We start from the raw sequence: 20,916 nt of genomic DNA on the forward strand, positions 1-20,916 counted from the left end.
TCATAAGAGAAAATGAGCGTATTGGAGGACTTACAGATGAGCAACATTTTTGCTGTCATTTTGGCTGCAGGTCAAGGTACACGTATGAAGTCCAAATTATATAAAGTGCTCCATCCAGTATGTGGGAAGCCAATGGTACAACATGTGGTGGATCACATTCAAACGTTAGATGTGAATCGCATTGTAACGGTTGTAGGACATGGTGCAGAAAAGGTGAAACAACAGCTCGGCGATAAAAGCGAGTTTGTTTTACAGGCTGAACAGTTAGGGACAGCTCATGCTGTACAACAGGCTGAGGAAATTTTAGGTAGCGAAGAAGGGACAACATTAGTTGTTTGTGGCGATACACCACTTATTCGTCCTGAGACGATGCAAGCTTTGTTCGAACATCATCAAGCAAAGAATGCTAAAGCAACGATTTTAACAGCTATTGCTGAAAACCCAACAGGCTATGGTCGTATTTTACGTGGCGACAATGGACAAGTGGAGCAAATTGTTGAGCAAAAGGATGCTTCAACAGAGCAGCAATTAGTTAAAGAGATTAATACGGGCACATATTGCTTCGATAATAAAGCGTTATTTGAGACATTGAAGCTTGTGAAAAATGACAATGCGCAGGGTGAGTATTATTTACCTGATGTGATTGAAATTTTACAAAAACAAGGCGATGTCGTTGAAGCGTTTGTAACGGAAGATTTTGAAGAAACACTTGGTGTCAATGATCGTGTTGCTCTGTCTCAAGCAGAGACGCTAATGCGTACAAGAATTAATGAAAAGCATATGCGTAACGGTGTCACAATTATTAATCCAGAAGCCACTTATATTAGCGTGGACGCAATGATTGGTCGTGATACAATCATCCAACCAGGTTCTATGATTGAAGGTACAACTGTTATCGGTGAAGATTGTATAATCGGGCCTAACACACAAATCGTAGATAGCCGTATTGGGGACCGAACAACTGTGCATTCTTCTGTTGTGCGTGAAAGCGTTGTTGCAGAAGAAACAGCAATTGGACCGTTTGCGCATATTCGACCACTTTCTGACATTGGTAGCCATGTGAAGATTGGTAACTTTGTAGAAGTGAAGAAAAGTAAACTAGGTAATGACACGAAAGTATCACACTTAAGCTATATTGGCGATGCTGAAATCGGAAGTAATGTTAATATTGGCTGTGGTTCCATTACAGTGAACTATGATGGGAAAAACAAGTTCCAAACAGTTATTGAAGATGATGTATTTGTAGGATGTAATACTAACTTAGTAGCACCAGTGAAAGTTGGAAAAGGTTCATTTATTGCAGCAGGATCTACAATTACAAAAGAAGTTCCTGAGGATGCACTTGCGATTGCTCGTGCAAGACAAGAAAACAAACCGAATTACGTAAGTAAATTAAATTCAAAATAATTATCAACTAAACAGGAGGCCATCATGCCGTATCATTATGCAAACTCACAATTAAAAATATTTTCGCTTAATTCCAATAATCCACTTGCTCAAGAAATTGCTCAAGAAATGGGTGTTGAATTAGGTAAATCTTCTGTTAAGCACTTCAGCGATGGAGAGGTTCAAATTAGCATTGAAGAAAGTATTCGTGGTTGTGATGTGTTTATCGTGCAATCTACTTCTGCACCAGTAAACGAACATTTAATGGAGCTTTTAATTATGGTAGACGCTGTAAAACGCGCATCTGCTCGTACAGTAAACGTTGTAATGCCTTACTATGGCTATGCTCGTCAAGACCGCAAAGCAAAAGCACGCGAGCCAATTACAGCTAAATTAGTAGCAAACTTACTTGAAACAGCTGGTGCAACACGAGTTATCGTTTTAGATTTACATGCACCTCAAATCCAAGGTTTCTTCGATATTTTAATCGACCACTTGATGGCAGTGCCTTTATTATCTGATTACTTTAAATCAAAAGGTATCCCAGAGGATGAAATCGTTGTTGTTTCTCCAGACCATGGTGGTGTAACACGTGCTCGTAAAATGGCAGAACGTTTAAAAGCACCTATTGCAATTATTGACAAACGCCGTCCGAAACCGAATGTTGCAGAAGTAATGAACATTGTTGGTAATGTTGATGGTAAAGTGGCAATCTTAATTGATGATATTATTGATACTGCAGGTACGATTACAATCGGCGCGGATGCATTACGTGCAGCTGGTGCGAAAGAAGTTTATGCTTGCTGTTCTCACCCTGTATTATCAGGTCCAGCAATCGAGCGTATCGAAAACTCTTCGATTAAAGAATTAGTTGTAACAAATACAATCCAACTTCCTGAAGAGAAAAAATCTCCAAAAATTACAGAGCTTTCAGTAGCTAAATTGATGGCAGATGCAATCTCTCGTGTCTATGAAAATAAATCTGTAAGTACTCTATTTGATTAATATAAATAAACAGATCCCGATATGTGGCTTATTAAGGACAAATCTACGTTTGTAAGTAGATTTGTCCTTTTTCTAGGTTTCTTTTGTTTGAATTTTCTTATAAAAGGGTATATGGTAATTGTGACTTAATAATATTTACACTACTTTATAAAAAATAGTTTACCGCCTAAGGTTGGGATATATTTTGTTAAAACGTAAGTTATGAATAAGTTGATTGGAGTGGAGGCTGGGCGACCCCTTGGGGAATAGCGACAGAGGAACGAAGGCTAAAACCATCACATCCTGTGATAACGCCTACGTGACCAACATCGGTGCTGCTGCCGCTATGTTAGCACTACGCTTTCGCGAAAAAAACATCTGTTGGCCCAAGCGGCTCATCGGACGCCCCCAGGAAGCTTTGCTCTGTGCGACAGCGGCAAAGCGCCCAGCTGGAACGGAAATCAACCCCACGTAATGGTGATGAGCTAAAATTGTAGTAAATATTATTATAGCCTTATCAAATGTCATTGATTTAACTTCTTTCAGTAAATGTGTTGGTAGCGAAAGTGGAGCTAGTAGTGACATTTATAATAAGGCGTAAATAATTTTTCTTGGAAGGGGAAGTATAGATATGAGTACAGTATTAAGTGTTAAAAAGCGCGAAGCTGGGCACCGTTCGACATTAACCCAACTTAGAAAAGGGGGAGCCATTCCTGCAGTTATTTACGGCTATAAATTAGATTCGACCCCAATTTCTATTTCAGCGAAGGAATTCAGAAAATCCATTCAAAAGAATGGACAAAACGGTGTGTTTTCGATGGAGTTAGATGGTAATAAAGTGAATGTTGTTGTATCAGAAATTCAACAATGCTCTATGAAAGATGAAGTAAATCATATCGACTTTTTAGCAATTGATATGTCCGAAGCGATAGAAGCGGAAGTGCCTATTAAACTTGTTGGAGAGTCTATTGGAGTTAGTGTGGGTGGCATATTAATGCAGCCTAATCTAGATGTGAAAATTAATGTAAAACCAGCAGATATACCAGAAGCTATTGAAGTTGATATTACTGAACTGAGAATTGGTGAAACAATTACGGTAGCAGATATTCGAGATACGATTGATTTTGATATTATCAGTGAAAATGGTCATACATTGGTAACAATTATGGCTCCAGTCGCAGTTGCTGAGGAAACGGCAGACATTGCACAGGAACAAGAGTAAAAAGATATGTTAAGGAAAGGCTACTAAGGAAGGTTAAAAACTTCTTTAGTAGCCTTTTGCATTTATTGGCCGACATTATTCGTATGTTTGCTTTTGCTTCTTTAATTACAGCATGTATTATTTTACCGATATGTATGGTTAAAGTGAGGATTTCTAATAATATCAAGCCATTATTGAACTTTTACTTTCAAAAACTGTACAGACTGCTTTCTTAGTGCATGATATGGTAAAATAATGACTATTAGATTTGAAAGAAGAGGGGTACTTATGAAAATTATCGTTGGTTTAGGAAATCCGGGTAAGCCTTATGAACATACAAGACATAATATTGGCTTCGATGTTATTGATGCATTAGCAGAAAAATGGGGTGCACCTTTAACTAATTCAAAGTTTAATGGTATGTATGCAACGGTACATCGTCCTGAAGGAAAGGTTCTACTTGTTAAACCTTTAACATATATGAATTTATCGGGGGAATGTGTTGGGCCCCTTATGAACTATTTTGATATTGATGTGGAAGACTTAATTGTTATTTATGACGATTTAGATTTAGAAACAGGGAAATTACGCCTGCGTCAAAAAGGAAGTGCGGGTGGGCATAATGGTATTAAATCATTAATTCAGCATTTAGGAACACAAGAATTTAATCGCATACGTGTGGGGGTTAATCGCCCGCCAGCTGGTATGAAGGTAGCAGATTATGTGTTGTCAAAATTTTCGAAAGAAGATCAAGTCATTGTTGGTGAAGCTATTGAAAAAAGTGTAAATGCTGTAGAAGAATCTCTTTCAAAGCCATTTCTTGATGTGATGAATCGCTTTAACGGGTAACAATAGATTAAAGTGGAGACTGGGCGACTCTTTTAGGATCAGTAATAGTGGAACGAAGGCTAAAACCATCACATCCTGTGATAACGCCTTTGTGACCAACATCGTGCTGTTGCCGCTGCGCTTTCGCGCAAAAACATCTGTTGCTGCGCTTTCGCACAAAAAACATCTGTTGACCTAATTGGCTCATTGAACGCCCCCAGGAAAGCGCCCGGTTGGTACGGAAATTAACACCCAGTTTCTATATTCTAAATGATGCTAAGGCAAAATTGGAAGTGCATAATCTGTTTTAGAAATGTCTATACTTTAAGTAGTAAGTTGCTTAAAGGAGGATGATTTGGAGATGTCAGTTCGCTATCGATGTCGGCATTGTGAAGTAGAAATAGGAACACTACCATTTGATGCAGATGATACAATTCGAAAACTACATATTTTCGAAATGGGTGAAGCGGATGATTATGTTGAGAAAGATCAGCATGGTCACACGACGGTGCACTGCATTTGTGAGCAATGTGAGGATTCGCTGAAACAATATCCAGATTATCATGCACTCAATAAATGGATTCAATGATTGGAAGGATGCTTTGGCGCACATCACGTGCGTTCAAAGCTTTTTCCATTTAACTTTTTTCGGTAACGAAAGTGAAACGGCAGTTACAAATGTTTTTTGTAGCGGCAGGTATAGAAGTCTCCCAACTTTATAGGTGGTGAGATGAATGCGGTTTTAAGTCACTTTTCAGCGGGTTCCAAACATCCGCTGAAATAGAGGAACTCAGTCTAAGAACGCCACGTCCTGTGGCAATGACTGAGTGACCAACTTCGTGTTGCTGCCGCTTCGCTTTCGCACAAAAAACATCTGCAGGTCTAAGCACAAAGCTGATTCCGAACACAAGTATGCCGAGGCATAAATGATAAAATATACAATAAAGATGCGTATTATAGTACTAGATTACTAGTAATTGCGAATAGAATTATGCGCTGAAAGGAGCTTTTGACATTGGAAGTTTTACGACAGCTTGTGATGCAGGACAAACATATCACTTCATTTTTACAGGAGATTCAGAGCGGTCATTCTGCAACACAGCTTATAACAGGATTAACAGGGAGCGCGCGCCCGGTAATGGTCGATGCGTTATTTGAATATGTAAAAAAACCTATTTATATTGTATCTCCTAATCTATTGCAGGCGCAAAAAATGGTTGACGAGCTGGCGGGACTTTTAGGTGAGGAGCACGTTCATTATTATCCTGCCGATGAGTTTATTGCTGCCGATTTGTCTGTTGCCTCTCCAGAGTTACGTGCTGAGCGTATTGCAACACTTGATTGCCTAGCTAGAGGGGAAAAAGCAGTTTATGTGATACCAGTTGCGGGCTTACGCAAAATGATGCAGCCTAAAGAGCATTGGCTACAGTATTTTTTACAAATTGCAGTAGGCGAAGATATTCAGATTGATGAATGGCTACAAACGTTAGTAGAGATGGGGTACGTGCGTAATTCGATGGTGACAACACCTGGAGAGTTTGCGCTACGTGGAGGGATATTAGATATTTATCCACCATATTTAGAGGCACCGATTCGTATAGAATTATTTGATACGGAAGTTGACTCGATTCGAACATTTTCTGCGGACGATCAACGTTCCATTGATAAATTGCAGAAGGTTCGTATTCTACCAGCATCAGAAGTTATTTTGACAAAGGAAGAAAGAATGGCATTGGCAGGCCGTTTAGAAGCTGCATTAGCGACAAGTTTAAAGAAAGTCAAAAAGCAGGAGACGAAGGAATTACTGTATCAGCATATTCAATATGACATTGAATTGTTACAGCAAGGCAATTTACCAGACTATGTAAATAAATATGGTTCGTTATTGTATGAGAAAACATCATATTTAGGAGATTATTTTGTACATGATGGCATTGTGCTGTTTGATGAGCTCGGACGTATTCAGGAGGTTATGGATGCCTGGGAGCGTGAAGAGGATGAATGGTTTTTATCATTAATTGAAGAAGGAAAAATGGTACATGATGTAAAGCCGGCATTCTCTTTGAAGGAAATTCTAGCAATGCTGTCTCAACAAAAACTATATTTCTCATTATTTTCACGAACATTTGCAGGTGTATCCTTTAATAAGACGACGAACTTTTCTTGCAAGCCAATGCAACAATTTCATGGCCAAATGTCATTATTACAAAGTGAGATTGAACGCTGGCTGCTTGGTAAATTTACAGTTCTAATTGTTGCGAGAGATAAAGATCGTGTTAAACGTGTACAGCAAATGCTTGGAGAATATGATATTCATACGACAATGGGTAAGCCGACAGAAGCGGGTATTTATATTGTGGATGGCTCACTATCTAGTGGCTTTGAATTACCACTACAACGCTTGGTGATTGTCACAGAGGATGAGCTATTTAAACAACAGACGAAGAAAAAAGCACGTCCTCAAAAAATGACGAATGCAGAACGTATTAAAAGCTATACAGAAATTAAACCGGGCGACTATGTTGTACATGTACATCACGGTATTGGGAAATATATAGGCTTAGAAACATTAGAGGTAAATGGTACACATAAGGATTACTTACACATTCGATACCGTGCAGATGATAAGTTATATGTTCCAGTAGAGCAAATAGATTTAATCCAAAAATATGTAGCATCTGAAGACCGAGAACCGAAGCTACATAAATTAGGTGGAGCAGAGTGGAAAAAAGCTAAAGCAAAGGTATCCTCTGCTGTGCAAGATATTGCTGATGATTTAATTAAGCTGTATGCGAAACGTGAAGCAGAGAAAGGCCATGCATTTGCGATTGACAACGACGATCAGCGCAATTTTGAGGCTTCTTTCCCTTATGAAGAAACAGAGGATCAGCTACGTTCCATTATCGAAGTAAAACGTGATATGGAGCGTGAGCGTCCGATGGATCGTCTTGTATGTGGAGACGTAGGGTACGGCAAAACAGAGGTAGCGATTCGTGCGGCATTTAAAGCAATTCAAGATGGCAAGCAGGTAGCTTTCCTTGTGCCGACAACGATTTTAGCACAGCAACATTACGAAACGATTCGTGAGAGATTCCAAGACTTTGCTATTAATGTAGGTCTCTTGTCTCGTTTCCGCACAAAAAAAGAGCAAACAGCAACGTTAAAGGGTTTAAAAGAAGGGCAAGTTGATATTGTCGTTGGAACGCATCGGATTTTATCTAAAGATTTAACATTCCAAGAACTCGGGCTGCTGATTGTTGATGAGGAGCAACGTTTTGGTGTAACACATAAGGAAAAAATTAAACAACTTAAGACGAATGTAGATGTATTAACGCTAACGGCAACTCCGATTCCAAGAACACTTCATATGTCGATGGTAGGCGTTCGTGATTTATCGGTAATTGAAACGCCACCAGCAAACCGTTTCCCAGTGCAAACTTATGTAATGGAGCATAGCGGTGCGTTAGTGCGGGAAGCTATTGAGAGAGAAATGGCGCGTGGTGGGCAAGTATTCTACTTATACAATCGTGTAGAAGATATGGCTCGTAAGGTTGATGAAATTCAAATGCTTGTCCCAGAAGCGCGTATTGGGCATGCACATGGCAAAATGACGGAATCAGAATTAGAATCTGTTATATTAGCCTTTTTAGAAGGTGACTATGATGTGCTTGTAACGACAACCATTATTGAGACAGGTGTGGATATACCAAACGTTAACACATTGATTGTTCATGATGCTGATCGAATGGGCTTAGCGCAGCTTTATCAATTGCGTGGGCGTGTTGGGCGTTCTAATAGGGTGGCGTATGCTTACTTTATGTATCAACGTGATAAAGTTCTTACGGATGTAGCAGAGCAAAGGTTACAGGCGATTAAAGAATTTACAGAGTTAGGTTCAGGATTTAAAATTGCTATGCGTGACTTATCTATTCGTGGTGCTGGAAATCTACTTGGTGCACAGCAACATGGCTTTATTGATTCTGTCGGTTTTGACTTGTATTCACAAATGCTGGAAGAGGCGATTGCTGAGCGCCAGACAGGCGTGAAAAAAGAAGAGAAGCCTGACATTGAAATTTTATTGAGTGTGGATGCGTATATCCCGGATGTATACATTCCTGACGGCTATCAAAAAATTCAAATGTATAAACGTATAAAAGCAATGGATCAAGTGGAGGAGTACAGCGAAATCATAGAGGAATTACAGGATCGTTTTGGTGATCTTCCAATTGAAACAGAGCGTTTACTGCGAATTGCGCGTATGAAGGTATGGGGCTTAGGTACAGGTGTATTGTCTGTAAAAGAAAAGCAAAAAATCATCACAATATTGTTGTCTCAAGAAGGTACAGGGCAAGTTGACGGCGGTAAAATTGTTGAGAAATCAATGAAATTTGAACGCGCTGTCGGGTTTGGTATGGATGGTATGCAATTGAAATTAACGATTGATGAACGAAAGTGTGGGAAATATCAACCCTTTGATATTTTAGAAGAAATGATGCATATTATTGCTGACGCAAAAAAACAACAATAGAAGAAAAGCTGATCTTATCTCCTAGGATAATGATCAGCTTTTTATTGTTGAAAAACAAAAAATTACAAGGAAATCTCTGTGAATGTTGTGGCGCTTTATCTTCATTTGTTAAGTGAACTGTAGACTGTGTGGCTCCTAAGAGATTAATATCACGAATTGAGACTCAGGAGCCAGATAGAAGGGAAAATGAGGGTGAAAGTATCACTTTTTGTTATGATTCTTTTGTGATAAACCTCCTTTTGTCTTATTGACTCAATAGTAAAGATTGGATTATTATTATTTCTTGTTAAAATTATTTTATAAATTATTTATAAAAAATTGTTTTTGTGGTTAATCTAAGATAAGTTGATTGAAGTTGAAAATTCTACATGTTAGAAGTATTTGCTTAGGATTAAAGGACTTTTTGAAAATATTGTTGGATGTGAAATCCTTTTTCTTCAGTTTTTGCATAGATTGCTTCATAAAAAACCATACTAAAATTGAAAAAATTTCATTGTAGCGAAAGCGAGGATTAAGAATGAAGGCAACAGGAATTGTTCGTCGTATTGATGATTTAGGGCGTGTGGTTATTCCAAAAGAAATTCGTAGAACGTTACGTATTCGTGAGGGTGACCCACTAGAAATTTATACAGACCGTGAAGGCGAAGTTATTTTAAAGAAATATTCTCCAATTAACGATTTGGGAGAATTTGCAAGAGAATATGTAGAAACATTATATGAAACGTTAGGTACTCCTGCGTTTGTAACCGACCGAGATGAAGTAATTGCTGTCTCAGGAATCGGTAAGAAAGAGTATATTAATCGTCGTATTACATCCTTTGCGGAAAGTTTTATGGACGAACGTTCAACAAAAATAGAAAAAATGGAAACAACAATCGAGATTGTTCCTGGACAATATGAGCAAGTGAAGTCTTATTGTGCAACACCTATTATGGTAAACGGTGATCCGATTGGCTGTATTATCATTTTGTCTAAAGTACATTTTATCGGTGAAGTTGAAGTGAAAGTTGCTGAAACAGCTGCTAACTTCTTAGCTAAACAAATGAATAGTTGATGAGAATTGAAAGTTATTGCGCTGACCTTTTTAGGCTGAACAATAACTTTTTTTCGTACATAGTTTTATGGTAGTGCTACCCGCGCGCGTCAAACTTTGGAGATATGCTATACTATTGGCATTGTTAAAGAAGAAAGAGGGCAATTTATGTCGGAACGTTTTGGCATGAAAAGCTACATGAAAGGCGCGGCATTACTTACAATTGCTGCTCTTATTGTGAAGGTTCTTAGTGCAATTTATCGTGTGCCTTTTCAAAATCTTGTTGGTGATGAAGGATTTTATATTTATCAGCAGGTGTATCCAGTTATATCTATTTTTGTCGTATGGACAGCTAGTGGATTTGCAGTAGCCATTTCTAAAATGCTTGCAGATAATGATTGTATTATAGATCCGCTAGAGCGAAATCAGAAACGAAACGGTATTATGCGTATTGTTTTTCGTTATTTAACAGTGCTATCATTGTTGTTTTTTGTTGCTTTATTTGGTGGTGCTGAAATAATTGCACAGCTCATGGGCGATACTCAGCTTGCACCTTTAATACGGACGGGTTCATTTATAGTACTTGTCATGCCAGCTCATGCTATTTTAAAGGGTGGCTTCCAATCGAGAGGCATTATGGAGCCGATTGCTTATGCGCAAGTCCTTGAACAAGCTGTGAGAGTATCTGTCATTATAGCAGGAACATTTATCATTATGAAGACAACAGAATCACTATATAGCGCAGGGCGAATGGCCATCATAGGTACAGTTATTGGTGAAATTGTAGGCTTTGTATTACTTGCTTTTATTTTTAAAAAACGTTTTGGTTTGTTTAATGATAAGAAACAACAACCGCGTATCGAAAGTTTTACCGTTATAAAAGAGGTTACATTGCTAAGTTTAAGTGTAAGCATGAGTGCCCTATTGTTACTTGGTTATCAGCTAGTTGATTCCTTTACAATTTATTCACTATTAATAGATGGTGGAATGGATCAGACGGTAGCTAAGGCAACAAAAGGTGTTTATGACCGTGGGCAGCCTTTGGTACAGCTCGGAGTTGTCATTGCTTCTTCACTTTCACTTGCTATTGTGCCCCTTGTCGCGCATATGTCCAAAAAACAGGAAGGCCGTAGTGCAATACCGTTTATACAATTAACGTATAAAGCGTCTATATTATTTGGATGGGCAGCATATCTAGGTCTTATGCTCGTCATGCCTTATATTAATGCAATGCTCTTTAAAACAGATGCACTGTCGGAAGTACTTATGGTATATGTATTACAAATTGTGCCGTTGTCTATAATTTTAACATTTACAGCTATTTTGCAAGGCTATGGGAAATTAAAAAAGCCGGCTTTATTTTTGATTATAGGTTTTATAGTAAAAATAATATTGAATGTGCTGACAATTAGTGTATTTGGTGTATTAGGTGCGGCAATTGCTAATAATGTAGGTCTTTTGTTTACTGCCCTAATGCTTATTTTCTATTTAAAAAGAATGACTGGCATTCAATTAGCGCCATCCAATTTTTATAAAAAAGTTGGAATTGCATCACTTAGTATGGCAGCTGTAGTGCTAGTTTGGCTACAGTTTATACCATCGTTGTTAAACCAATTTTTATCACCTCGATTTGTCGCAGTGGTAGCGGGTTTTTCAGCCGTATGTTTAGGAGCGTTTGTAATGATCACCATAATTGCTAAGTTACGAGTGCTAGTCGAAAAAGAGTGGTACTTACTACCGTTTGGGCGCAAAATGGCAGTTTATCAATTATGGTTAAATCGAAAGAAGTAGGTGGATTGATTGAATACTTTAACAGTTATTGGTCTAGGTGCAGGTGATTTTAATCAGCTGCAAATGGGGGTCTATAAAAAACTAAAAGCGGCTAGGAAATTATATGTTCGTACAGTGGACCATCCTGTATTGGAAGAATTATCAGCTGAGGGCTTACAATTTGAAAGCTTTGACGCAGTCTATGAAAAACATAACTCGTTCCAGCCTGTGTATGAGGAAATTGCAGAAAAGCTTGTGGCTGCTACGGCAAATGAAGATGTCATGTACGCTGTACCGGGGCATCCACTTGTCGCAGAGCAGACTGTACAATTGCTTATTGCCGCTGCGGATGAGGGAAAAGTGAAACTTGTCATAGAAGGTGGGCAAAGCTTTTTAGATCCAATATTTGGCGCGTTAAAAATCGACCCAATTGAGGGTTTTCAACTGCTGGATGGCACTAGCTTTTCTATGCATGACATTAACATGCGTCAACATATTTTAATAGCCCAAGTATATGATACATTTAGCGCATCAGAAGTAAAGCTAACGTTAATGGAGAAATATGATGACGAATACCCTGTTACAGTCGTTACAGCAGCTGGCTCGTCACAGGAAAAATTAGTGACGGTACCACTTTATGAGCTCGACCAAAGCGTTGAGGTGGACAATTTAACAACGGTGTATGTGCCACCTGTGAAAACACAAGAGGACGCTTTAAGAGACTGGACAACGTTCCGTCAAATTATTGCTGTTTTACGAGGTCCGGATGGCTGTCCGTGGGATCAAAAGCAAACACATGAGTCACTGAAAAAATATTTACTAGAAGAAGCACACGAATATTTGGCAGCAGTAGATGCAGAGGATGACTTTGCGATGATCGAGGAGCTTGGAGATGTACTGTTACAAGTGTTCCTTCATGCACAAATTGGAGAAGATCAAGGTTACTTTACATTAGAAGATGTATTAGCTTCAATAAGTGAAAAAATGATTCGTCGACACCCGCATGTGTTTGGAGATGTATCGGTTGAAGATGCTGAGGGTGTTGTAGCAAATTGGGAAGTTATAAAAGCGGAAGAAAAGGGTATAAGTGATAAACCGCTATTAAAAGAGGAATACCGGGCGTCCTCTGCTCTACAAACAGCATATAATTATCAAAAAAGAGCTGCGAAGGTAGGATTTGATTGGCCTGATGTAGGTGGCGCATGGGACAAGTTTGCAGAGGAATGGCAGGAATTTCGTAATGAGGTGACGAAAGGTACAAATGCGTCACGTCTTGATGAGTTTGGAGATGTTTTGTTCACACTTGTGAATTTAGCGCGTTTCTACAAGCTATCTCCAGAAGAGGCTATGTTACATGCGAACGAGAAGTTTGCGAGACGCTTTAGTTATGTGGAAGCAAAGGTAAAGGAAAGTGGAAAGCCATTTTCTGATTATACATTAGAACAATTAGATGCTTTCTGGAATGAAGCGAAGCAGCTAGAAAAGGAGTAAAAATATGCGATTAGATAAATTTTTAAAGGTATCACGTTTAATTAAACGCCGTACACTAGCGAAGGAAGTAGCAGACCAAGGTCGTATTACGATCAATGATAAGGTCGCGAAAGCTAGTAGTGCTGTTAAAGCTGGCGATGAGCTAGCTATTCGTTTTGGACAAAAAATTGTGACAGCGCGTGTAGAGGAATTACGTGATACGGTGAAAAAAGAAGATGCCGCAAAAATGTTTACTATTTTAAAGGAAGAGCGTCTTGAAAAAATAGAACCTGAATTTATTGATGACGAGGACTAATTAATAATAGTGTAGGAGTCTTCTGAGGTTGTCGATTGGCTTTTGCCATAAACGTGCTGGAGATAAAAGTGTAGCAACTTTAATAAAGTTGTCATGCTTTGAAGGTTGTCCGCATAAAGTGAACAGAAGCTAGGACGACTAAAGGAGGAAAAAAATGACGCTACATCAAGAAAGTAACCGTTACACAATTCCATCTGGAGAACATATTTTAACGATTCGTAATCGTAAAAGAATGGACATGACTTCTGTAAAATCGATTGAACGCTTTGATCAGGAAGAGTTTTTTATCAAGACGTCCCAAGGGCATTTGTTAATCCGTGGAGAAGAACTGCATATCGTTCATTTAGATGTTGACAAAGGGTTATTAACACTTGAAGGAACTGTAAAAACTTTGCAGTACGACGAGGAGGAAAGTGGCTTCTCGAAAGGTTTCCTTCATAAATTGTTTGGATGATTGTTAGTGAACAATTTGTTCAGCTATTAGTCATGGTTTTGAGCGGTATAGCAGTCGGGTTCATTATTGATAGTGTAAGGCTCATTGTTTTTTCAACTCCAAAAAGGTCAAGCCTTCGAAGATGGATGATGGTATTTGAATTACTTACCTGGATTCTGCTCGGTGGCCTGACATACTATTTATTATTTTGGCTAAAAGATGGCGCTTGGCGGGCTTATGACCCGCTAGCGCAAATAGCCGGAATTTTTTTGTATCAAACGTTTTTTCAAACTTTTTTACGTTTCGTCGCAAGGGTTTTGGTGAATATAACCTGGAGACCCCTGTGGTTCATCATACGATTAATAAGTGCTATCATTCGACAAATTTTTAACCTCTTAATAAGTATTGGAGCGTTTCTTTTAAGACCTTTTGTCAAAATTTATTCGTATTTGTCCAACACTTTTTTTAAAAAAGTTCGATTTATCAAGTATAATAAAAGACAACAATAATTTTCGGAGGTGCGGGCATGCCTAAACGTCGTTCATCAAATGATGACCAACAAAACTATACTAAACTTGATAATGACTATGTCCGTAACACGGATAAAGCTATAAATCGTAAAATTCAAGCGCGAAAACGGAAAATGCGCCGGATTGCTTTTTTTGCGGTTGTACCAGTCGTTATTATTGCCTTTCTCTTAAATATACTTTTGAATCAAAATGAAACGCTAGCTGCAAAAGAGCAAAAAAAGGTTGAAGCGAAGGAGCGTCTTTCTGAATTGAAAGATGAGCGAGATTCGTTAAATCTTAAAATTAAACAGTTAGAGGATGATGAGTATATCGCAAAGTTATTACGCAAAGATTATTTTCTATCCGAAAAAGGTGAAATAATTTTCATTATACCGGACGAAAAAGATAAAAAAGGCGATATACCGGAGAAAAAAGATAAAAAAGACAGCATATCAGAAAAGAAAGGTAAAAAAGAAGACTGAAAAGCTATGTATTGTTGACACTCTTTTATTGTTATATATAATGAAAAGAGAAACTTATTGTAGTAAAAAGTTTGATTAAATTGATTACATGACTCAAATGAGTCGCTTAATTTTTAAGGAGGAGCATTTTTTTTATGTCAATTGAAGTAGGCAGCAAGGTACAAGGTAAAGTAACAGGAATCACAAATTTTGGAGCATTCGTTGAGCTGCCAGACGGCAAAACAGGCTTAGTACACATCAGTGAAGTTGCTGACAATTATGTAAAAGATATCAATGAGCATCTAAAAGTTGGAGATGAAGTTGAAGTAAAAGTGATGAATGTTGAAGCGGACGGAAAGATCGGTCTTTCAATCCGTAAAGCAAAGCCTCAAGCAGAGAGACCAGAGAGACCAGAGCGTCCAGAGCGTCCAGCACGTCCACGTCGCGATAATCGTTCTAATGATCGCAACGATCGTCATCAGCCAAAAGAGAATTTTGAGCAAAAAATGGCGCGTTTCTTAAAAGATAGTGATGAACGCCTAGCAACACTTAAACGTGCTACAGAATCAAAACGCGGTGGTCGTGGAGCTAGAAGAGGGTAGTTTGCTGACTGTTTTAATCGTAGAAAAAGTGTATTAAATAGATTTGGGATTAGCTTTTTAATAAAGCTAGTCCCTTTTTTTAATAATCTTTGCCTACATTTCATCTAACTATAAGTCATAATAATCATTCTAGTAGGATCTACGTGCCGTCCTACAACGTGGATGTCGGTCTTTTCTTCTTTTTAGGAGCTTGCGCGGGTGCTTGTTCTGTTAATGTTTCTAAAGGTTTTTCGGCTGGCTTAACGACCATTTTGACAAGTAAAAACACACCGTAAACACTAACCGCTAATCCGGTAAGGAGTAAAAATATTTGTACGACAAATGGTAAATTAATAAGAATAGATACGAGAATAATCATAGAGCCACTTCCGCAAATTAAAGCAGCTTTAGTTAATGAACCCAAAGGGAATAAACCTCCTAGTTTACATGCTTTTTTTCATTATTAGTATGCCATATTTTTATGTTCATCACCATAACTTGAGTTGATTTCCGTTTCAGCTGGGGCCTTTCCGAGGGGCGTTAGGAGCAATGAGTATTTTTTATGTATGAAAGCGAAGCGACAGCAACAACAGGGTTTTATCTGTGCGAAAGCGAAGCGACAGCAACAACAACAGCACGTGAAATCATTATCGCAGGACGTCCCTAAACTGATTGCTCCAGGATCTCAGGTAGTAAAAAAATAAATAAATTCGATGTTTCTAGTATCCGACTTTAATCTGCAAAAAAATAGGCGCCTCAGAAATTGTTCTGAGACGCCTATTTGAGATGACCCCTACGGGATTCGAACCCGTGTTACCGCCGTGAAAGGGCGGTGTCTTAACCACTTGACCAAGGGGCCTTATTATGGTGGCGGCCGAGGGGATCGAACCCCCGACCTTACGGGTATGAACCGTACGCTCTAGCCAGCTGAGCTAGGCCGCCATTATAGATTATGGAGCGGAAGACGAGGTTCGAACTCGCGACCCCCACCTTGGCAAGGTGGTGTTCTACCACTGAACTACTTCCGCGTTTTGTCTTAAGCAACAAGTTATATAATACATGCCTTTGTAACTAACGTCAAGTGGTTTTTTTAAAAAAATTAATAAAAATATATGGTTTTATTAATTATTTAAAGATTTGCTAACAAGAAGAGAGAGTATTTGATAGCTTATCACCATAACGTGTGGTTGATTTCCGTTCCGACTAGGCGCTTTGTCGCTAACGCTACGTTTTCGCACAGAAAACATCCGCTTCGCTGCAGGAGGCGAACATTCACTAGACCTCCCGCAGCAAAAATTTTTAACGTTTTTTTTGTAACAACGGTGGGACTGAGTTGTGTAATTTTCGTAATTTTTAAACAAATTATATAGAAAGAGAAGTTTATAATGTTGTGCAGCTTATCATTTTTGTAGAAATTGTTGCCATTTCTCGTATTTATGCATATGTATTCGTCGAAATTTTTATATTTTTTTCTGTCACCGTCAGACAATCTTTCCATACATAATTTCTTATAATAGCTCCAAAAGTGCTGAAAGGGGATAGTGAAATGACGAGTATTGAATGGCATAACACGGCAAGTGTAGATGAACAGAAATTAGGAGTGAAAAAAAGGCAATTGTTAATAGGCTCTTTATTTTTTTTAACATCCTTCTTTTTAGCTCAGTCTGTGGTATTTGAAGCAGCCGTACCTTTCTCGATTCCTTTTTGGGCAATTATTCGAACGAAATATAAAGAATATGCCAAATATGTTTTGTTCGGTGGCTTGATAGGATGTTTTTTCCTTGGTCTTGGACAAGTCTTCATTTTAGCGTTGCAGATTGTCTTGTATGAATGTATTATGCGCTTCCGTTATTGGCAACTACCACAAAGTATAGCAGTATCTTTAGCGGTACTACTTGTGCAGATAATGTGGCAGGGAGTTATGTATCAAGGTTTACCCCCGGTGCTTGTGCAATTTTATGTAGGCTGTGAAGCGGCTTTAGCTCTTATTATGACGCTGTTTATGCAAGTGTTGTTTGTCAATTCTCATGAATGGTTTACGAGTCATTGGACTTATGAGAAGCTAGGCTCTGGATTAGTTGTATTTGCTGCTATGCTTACAGGGATGCAAACGATTGTCATTAGCTATTTTTCACTCCCCATTTTTTTATTACAACTATTTATTTGCTTCGGTGCGTTAGTAGGAAGTGTACCATTAGCGACGGTTATCGGAGCCGTGCTCGGGACTCTCATTGGTGTTGCAAAACTTTCATTTACGGGTATGCTGTCTGTAGCCACCTTAACAGGATTGTGTGCCGGGATGGGGGCTCGTGTTGGACGATTCGGTGTAGCAATTGGCAGCATTTTGCCAAGTGTGTTTTTTTTATTTTACGATGCAACATTGCCGTTAGACAGCGTTTATTTTACATCGATTGTTGTTGGGAGTATCGTTTTTATAACTATCCCAAGTAAATATTCTGAAAAGGTGCGGGACAAGCTGTTTCCGCAGCGTGAGGAGGTCCTACTCGCTCGTCAAAATTGGTTAACGGAGCATGTTACGTTTAAATTAGAGCATTTCCAGCATTTTGTACAATTTATGAAGGAGCTTGTGTTTGAGCGTTTTATGACGGCCCCGATAGAAGAGGCCAAGGAAGTGTCACCGATGAATACATGCTTAAGCTGTTTCCGCTATGATCGCTGTTGGGGAGCGCAAAATAACGGAATGGACAAGCTCATGACAGACTGGTTCCATATGAAAGGTGTTGGTAAGGATTCTGGTATTCATCATGTCGAAGAGCAAATACGCTATAAATGTGTGAAATCAACAAAAATTTTCGAGGAATTGGAAACGGAGCTGTACAGAGAGCGCATTAATGGTCAGTATTTTCATGGTAAGAAAATGATTGCGCTTCAGCTACGTGATATGAGCAATCATCTAAATCAGTTAATAGCGGAGATGAAAGAAGAAACGATTTCATTTGTTAGTGTGGAGAAGGACATTTCTCAACGATTAAAAGATGCTAATATTGAATGTTTTCAACTAGATGTGCTTAGTAATAAGCCTGGAGCACGAAAAATTGTCTGTGCTTTAGCACCAGCACGAGTCAATTGGGAGGAAGACACAACAGTAGCTGAACGGATGATATTGCCGATTTTATATGATATTTTTGAAGAACCATTTGAAATTGAAAAAGTAGTAGCAAGCGATATACCATTTCGTCACATTCAAGTAAGCTTTAGATCAGCTATTAGCTTTGAAGTAGAGTATGATATATATAGCATGTCTAAAGATGCGACGTTATATTCCGGCGATTCCCATGCATTATTTCAATTACATCCAGGACTATTTGCAATTTTATTGTCAGATGGTATGGGTCAGAGTAAAGAAGCGCAGCATGAGAGTAGAAAGTTAATACACTTAATGCGAGAATGTTTAAATTACAATATGAACCCAGAGACTGCGATGCATACGTTGCATTATGTCATGTCCTTAAAGCAACAAAATGATATGTATGCAACGCTTGATTTTGCACTTGTCGATTTACAACACGGTGATTTATGGTCGTGGAAGGCCGGGGGAATGTCTACGTATATTTTACGTGGGAAAGAGGTGCTGAAGGTTGAAAGTAATGCAGCGCCTGTAGGTTTTTTATCCATTTCAGCAGTCGAGGCTGAAAAAAGAAAGCTTAAGGCAGGCGATGTAATTTTGATGCACTCTGATGGATTATTTTCGAGTGTTGATGATTGGGACGAGCAAGAAGAGGTATTTTTAGCGTATGCGCAGCAAGTAGCTGGAACTACTAAAACAATCCAGGAGAAACTAACAACGATTATGCAATCTTTCCAATCTTACTATGCCATTGAAGACGATTGCACTGTATTGATGCTAGAGGTTACACATGTTGTACCTACGTGGGCTGTATTTAGGCCAGTTCAACACTCTATGAGCAATTCATCATAAAAGAGAACGAAAAGGGGAGGAGAAGCGTTTGTCACTTGAATTAAAGGTCAAAAAAATTATCGAAGAAGAGCAATTATTGCAGCAAGACGACCATCTTCTCATCGCCGTTTCGGGTGGAGTGGATTCTATGGCTTTGCTCCATTATTTTGTCAAAACAAAAGAGCAGTGGGGAATTACTATAGGAGCCGTACATGTTGATCATATGCTAAGAGGTGAAGCGTCTGCCGAGGACAGAGCTTTTGTCCAGAAATATTGTGATGAGTATGGTGTATACTTATATGCAAAGGCAATTCCAATACCAGAGATTATGGCTTCAGAAAATGGGAATACACAGCTTATTTGTCGTAGAGAGCGGTATCAATATTTTAAAGAGGTCATGGAAAAAACAAATGCTAGCAAGCTTGTAACTGCACATCATGCGGACGACCAACTGGAGTCAGTATTAATGGCCCTGACAAAAAATGCAACGATAAATGGTATGCAAGGTATACGTACACAACGTATTTTTGAAGGAAAAACATTAATTCGTCCGTTTTTAACGGTTACAAAGTTGGAAATAAGGGAATATTTACTTAAGCAAGGTTTAGATTACCGGGAAGACGCTAGCAATGCTAAGGACACCTATGTACGTAATCGTTTTAGACATCATGTGGTGCCTTTGTTGGAGGCAGAAAACCCACGAGTAACAGAGCAGGTAACCCATTTTACAAAACAATTGCAAGAAGATGATGCCTATTTAATGACATTAGCGGAGGATGTATTTTCTAGAACAGTAAAAAGAAAAGACGGAAATACATATAGCATGGAAATTAAGGCTCTTCAATTGGTGCCACTTGCTTTACAAAGGAGGCTCATTTTAATACTATTAAACTATCTTTACAAAGATTCAAATACGATACAAAGTTATGCTTTATTGACTTCAATTTCAAAGCTTTGTGATACGACAGCAGGGTATGCTGAAGTTCACTTACCAGAAGATTTTATAGCAGTTCGCCGTTACGGAAAATTAACGATTCAGAAGAAAGAGCCGTTAGAAGGTGAAGCTTCTCCTGAGAACAAGATTATTTCGACTGCTAATGGGTGGACAACACTGACGAATGGTGAACGTTTATGCGTAGTCGAGTTGCCTGATTTATCGTCTGAAATGCTGACGGATACTGCACAACTTTTTTATTTTAACGCTAGCAAACTCAAACTTCCACTCTATGTTAGGGCGCGTAAGGAAGGGGACAGAATACTGTTAAAAGGAATGGATCAGCCTAAACGCTTATCTCGCCTTTTTATAGATGAAAAGATTCCTTTAAATGAGCGAAATAGCTGGCCGTTACTGATTTCTCAATCTGATGAGGTCGTAGCGGTAATTGGTGTGCGTATGGGAATGTTTTTTTCAACCTCTCCGCAACCAAACGATGATACAGTGCTCATCGTAGACTAAGGTCTTTGTAAAATTTCACCGCAAATGGTTGAACATTTTTT

Annotated in this window: 21 protein-coding genes and 3 tRNA genes; 17 read left to right on the top strand and 7 right to left on the bottom strand. The window is 38.7% G+C overall.

Translation table 11 applies throughout. The features are described 5' to 3' along the window. Nucleotides 1-36: 36 nt before the first annotated feature. Nucleotides 37-1,407: a bifunctional UDP-N-acetylglucosamine diphosphorylase/glucosamine-1-phosphate N-acetyltransferase GlmU gene (glmU, locus tag ACYQ73_RS26675; protein ID WP_460015222.1), complete on the top strand. Its 1,371-nt coding sequence runs from the start codon at nt 37-39 to the stop codon at nt 1,405-1,407. 24 nt (nt 1,408-1,431) lie between these two features. Further along, nucleotides 1,432-2,391 (top strand): ribose-phosphate diphosphokinase, encoded by a 960-nt coding sequence (locus ACYQ73_RS26680; protein ID WP_053485323.1) that lies wholly within the window; start codon nt 1,432-1,434, stop codon nt 2,389-2,391. Between the two features lie 294 nt (nt 2,392-2,685). Here ACYQ73_RS26680 and ACYQ73_RS26685 read toward each other — a convergent pair whose 3' ends face one another. After that, nucleotides 2,686-2,955, bottom strand: coding sequence for a hypothetical protein (locus ACYQ73_RS26685; protein ID WP_460015223.1), 270 nt, complete (start codon nt 2,953-2,955; stop codon nt 2,686-2,688). 46 nt (nt 2,956-3,001) lie between these two features. Between ACYQ73_RS26685 and ACYQ73_RS26690 the strand changes: the two genes are divergently transcribed. Beyond that, nucleotides 3,002-3,592, top strand: coding sequence for a 50S ribosomal protein L25/general stress protein Ctc (locus ACYQ73_RS26690; RefSeq protein WP_460015224.1), 591 nt, complete (start codon nt 3,002-3,004; stop codon nt 3,590-3,592). 267 nt (nt 3,593-3,859) lie between these two features. Beyond that, entirely contained in the window at nt 3,860-4,420 is a 561-nt protein-coding gene (gene pth, locus ACYQ73_RS26695; protein ID WP_460015225.1) for an aminoacyl-tRNA hydrolase, read from the top strand. A gap of 7 nt (nt 4,421-4,427) precedes the next feature. Here the strand turns inward: pth and ACYQ73_RS26700 are convergent, their stop codons facing one another. Beyond that, the gene (locus ACYQ73_RS26700; protein ID WP_460015226.1) at nt 4,428-4,607 is read right to left on the bottom strand and encodes a hypothetical protein; all 180 of its coding nucleotides are present in this window, start codon (nt 4,605-4,607) and stop codon (nt 4,428-4,430) included. 153 nt (nt 4,608-4,760) lie between these two features. Between ACYQ73_RS26700 and ACYQ73_RS26705 the strand changes: the two genes are divergently transcribed. After that, nucleotides 4,761-4,988 carry an anti-sigma-F factor Fin gene (locus ACYQ73_RS26705; protein WP_132364328.1) on the top strand — a complete coding sequence of 76 codons (228 nt, stop codon included), beginning with the start codon at nt 4,761-4,763 and terminating at the stop codon, nt 4,986-4,988. A 127-nt stretch (nt 4,989-5,115) separates the two neighbouring features. Here the strand turns inward: ACYQ73_RS26705 and ACYQ73_RS26710 are convergent, their stop codons facing one another. Continuing rightward, the gene (locus ACYQ73_RS26710; protein ID WP_460015227.1) at nt 5,116-5,289 is read right to left on the bottom strand and encodes a hypothetical protein; all 174 of its coding nucleotides are present in this window, start codon (nt 5,287-5,289) and stop codon (nt 5,116-5,118) included. Between the two features lie 125 nt (nt 5,290-5,414). On the opposite strand from ACYQ73_RS26710, the gene mfd reads away from it, so the two are divergent. From mfd to ACYQ73_RS26755, 9 genes are all read left to right on the top strand, one after another. Next, nucleotides 5,415-8,927, top strand: a complete 3,513-nt coding sequence (mfd, locus tag ACYQ73_RS26715; protein WP_460015228.1) for a transcription-repair coupling factor — start codon at nt 5,415-5,417, stop codon at nt 8,925-8,927. A gap of 517 nt (nt 8,928-9,444) precedes the next feature. Then, complete coding sequence (spoVT, locus tag ACYQ73_RS26720; RefSeq protein ID WP_402934797.1) at nt 9,445-9,981, top strand: stage V sporulation protein T; 537 nt, start codon at nt 9,445-9,447, stop codon at nt 9,979-9,981. A gap of 147 nt (nt 9,982-10,128) precedes the next feature. After that, complete coding sequence (locus tag ACYQ73_RS26725; protein ID WP_460015250.1) at nt 10,129-11,751, top strand: putative polysaccharide biosynthesis protein; 1,623 nt, start codon at nt 10,129-10,131, stop codon at nt 11,749-11,751. 9 nt (nt 11,752-11,760) lie between these two features. After that, nucleotides 11,761-13,221 carry a bifunctional methyltransferase/pyrophosphohydrolase YabN gene (gene yabN, locus ACYQ73_RS26730; RefSeq protein WP_460015229.1) on the top strand — a complete coding sequence of 487 codons (1,461 nt, stop codon included), beginning with the start codon at nt 11,761-11,763 and terminating at the stop codon, nt 13,219-13,221. A 4-nt stretch (nt 13,222-13,225) separates the two neighbouring features. Continuing rightward, the gene (locus ACYQ73_RS26735) at nt 13,226-13,516 is read left to right on the top strand and encodes an RNA-binding S4 domain-containing protein (protein WP_132364343.1); all 291 of its coding nucleotides are present in this window, start codon (nt 13,226-13,228) and stop codon (nt 13,514-13,516) included. A 154-nt stretch (nt 13,517-13,670) separates the two neighbouring features. Beyond that, nucleotides 13,671-13,970 carry a sporulation protein YabP gene (gene yabP / locus ACYQ73_RS26740; protein ID WP_004229167.1) on the top strand — a complete coding sequence of 100 codons (300 nt, stop codon included), beginning with the start codon at nt 13,671-13,673 and terminating at the stop codon, nt 13,968-13,970. Continuing rightward, nucleotides 13,967-14,458 carry a spore cortex biosynthesis protein YabQ gene (gene yabQ / locus ACYQ73_RS26745; protein WP_460015230.1) on the top strand — a complete coding sequence of 164 codons (492 nt, stop codon included), beginning with the start codon at nt 13,967-13,969 and terminating at the stop codon, nt 14,456-14,458. Before yabP ends, yabQ begins: the two co-directional genes overlap by 4 nt. A gap of 17 nt (nt 14,459-14,475) precedes the next feature. Beyond that, a complete protein-coding gene (locus tag ACYQ73_RS26750) occupies nt 14,476-14,940 on the top strand; it encodes an FtsB family cell division protein (RefSeq protein WP_460015231.1) in 465 nt (154 codons plus the stop codon). Between the two features lie 134 nt (nt 14,941-15,074). Continuing rightward, a complete protein-coding gene (locus ACYQ73_RS26755; RefSeq protein ID WP_054612548.1) occupies nt 15,075-15,521 on the top strand; it encodes a S1 domain-containing RNA-binding protein in 447 nt (148 codons plus the stop codon). 151 nt (nt 15,522-15,672) lie between these two features. On the opposite strand, the gene ACYQ73_RS26760 is transcribed toward ACYQ73_RS26755, so the two are convergent. After that, complete coding sequence (locus tag ACYQ73_RS26760; RefSeq protein ID WP_460015232.1) at nt 15,673-15,924, bottom strand: hypothetical protein; 252 nt, start codon at nt 15,922-15,924, stop codon at nt 15,673-15,675. Nucleotides 15,925-16,066: 142 nt separating this feature from the next. Between ACYQ73_RS26760 and ACYQ73_RS26765 the strand changes: the two genes are divergently transcribed. Further along, entirely contained in the window at nt 16,067-16,204 is a 138-nt protein-coding gene (locus ACYQ73_RS26765) for a hypothetical protein (protein ID WP_460015233.1), read from the top strand. Between the two features lie 83 nt (nt 16,205-16,287). Here ACYQ73_RS26765 and ACYQ73_RS26770 read toward each other — a convergent pair. From ACYQ73_RS26770 to ACYQ73_RS26780, 3 genes are all read right to left on the bottom strand, one after another. Then, nucleotides 16,288-16,359 (bottom strand) — tRNA-Glu (locus ACYQ73_RS26770). 6 nt (nt 16,360-16,365) lie between these two features. After that, nucleotides 16,366-16,442, bottom strand: a tRNA-Met gene (locus tag ACYQ73_RS26775). Between the two features lie 11 nt (nt 16,443-16,453). After that, a tRNA-Gly gene (locus ACYQ73_RS26780) sits at nt 16,454-16,528 on the bottom strand. A gap of 518 nt (nt 16,529-17,046) precedes the next feature. On the opposite strand from ACYQ73_RS26780, the gene ACYQ73_RS26785 reads away from it, so the two are divergent. Together ACYQ73_RS26785 and tilS are read left to right on the top strand one after the other, a co-directional pair. Continuing rightward, the gene (locus tag ACYQ73_RS26785; protein ID WP_460015234.1) at nt 17,047-19,440 is read left to right on the top strand and encodes a SpoIIE family protein phosphatase; all 2,394 of its coding nucleotides are present in this window, start codon (nt 17,047-17,049) and stop codon (nt 19,438-19,440) included. A 28-nt stretch (nt 19,441-19,468) separates the two neighbouring features. Then, nucleotides 19,469-20,875 carry a tRNA lysidine(34) synthetase TilS gene (gene tilS, locus ACYQ73_RS26790; protein WP_460015235.1) on the top strand — a complete coding sequence of 469 codons (1,407 nt, stop codon included), beginning with the start codon at nt 19,469-19,471 and terminating at the stop codon, nt 20,873-20,875. Nucleotides 20,876-20,916 lie beyond the last annotated feature (41 nt).

Source organism: Lysinibacillus sp. CTST325 (assembly GCF_054665055.1).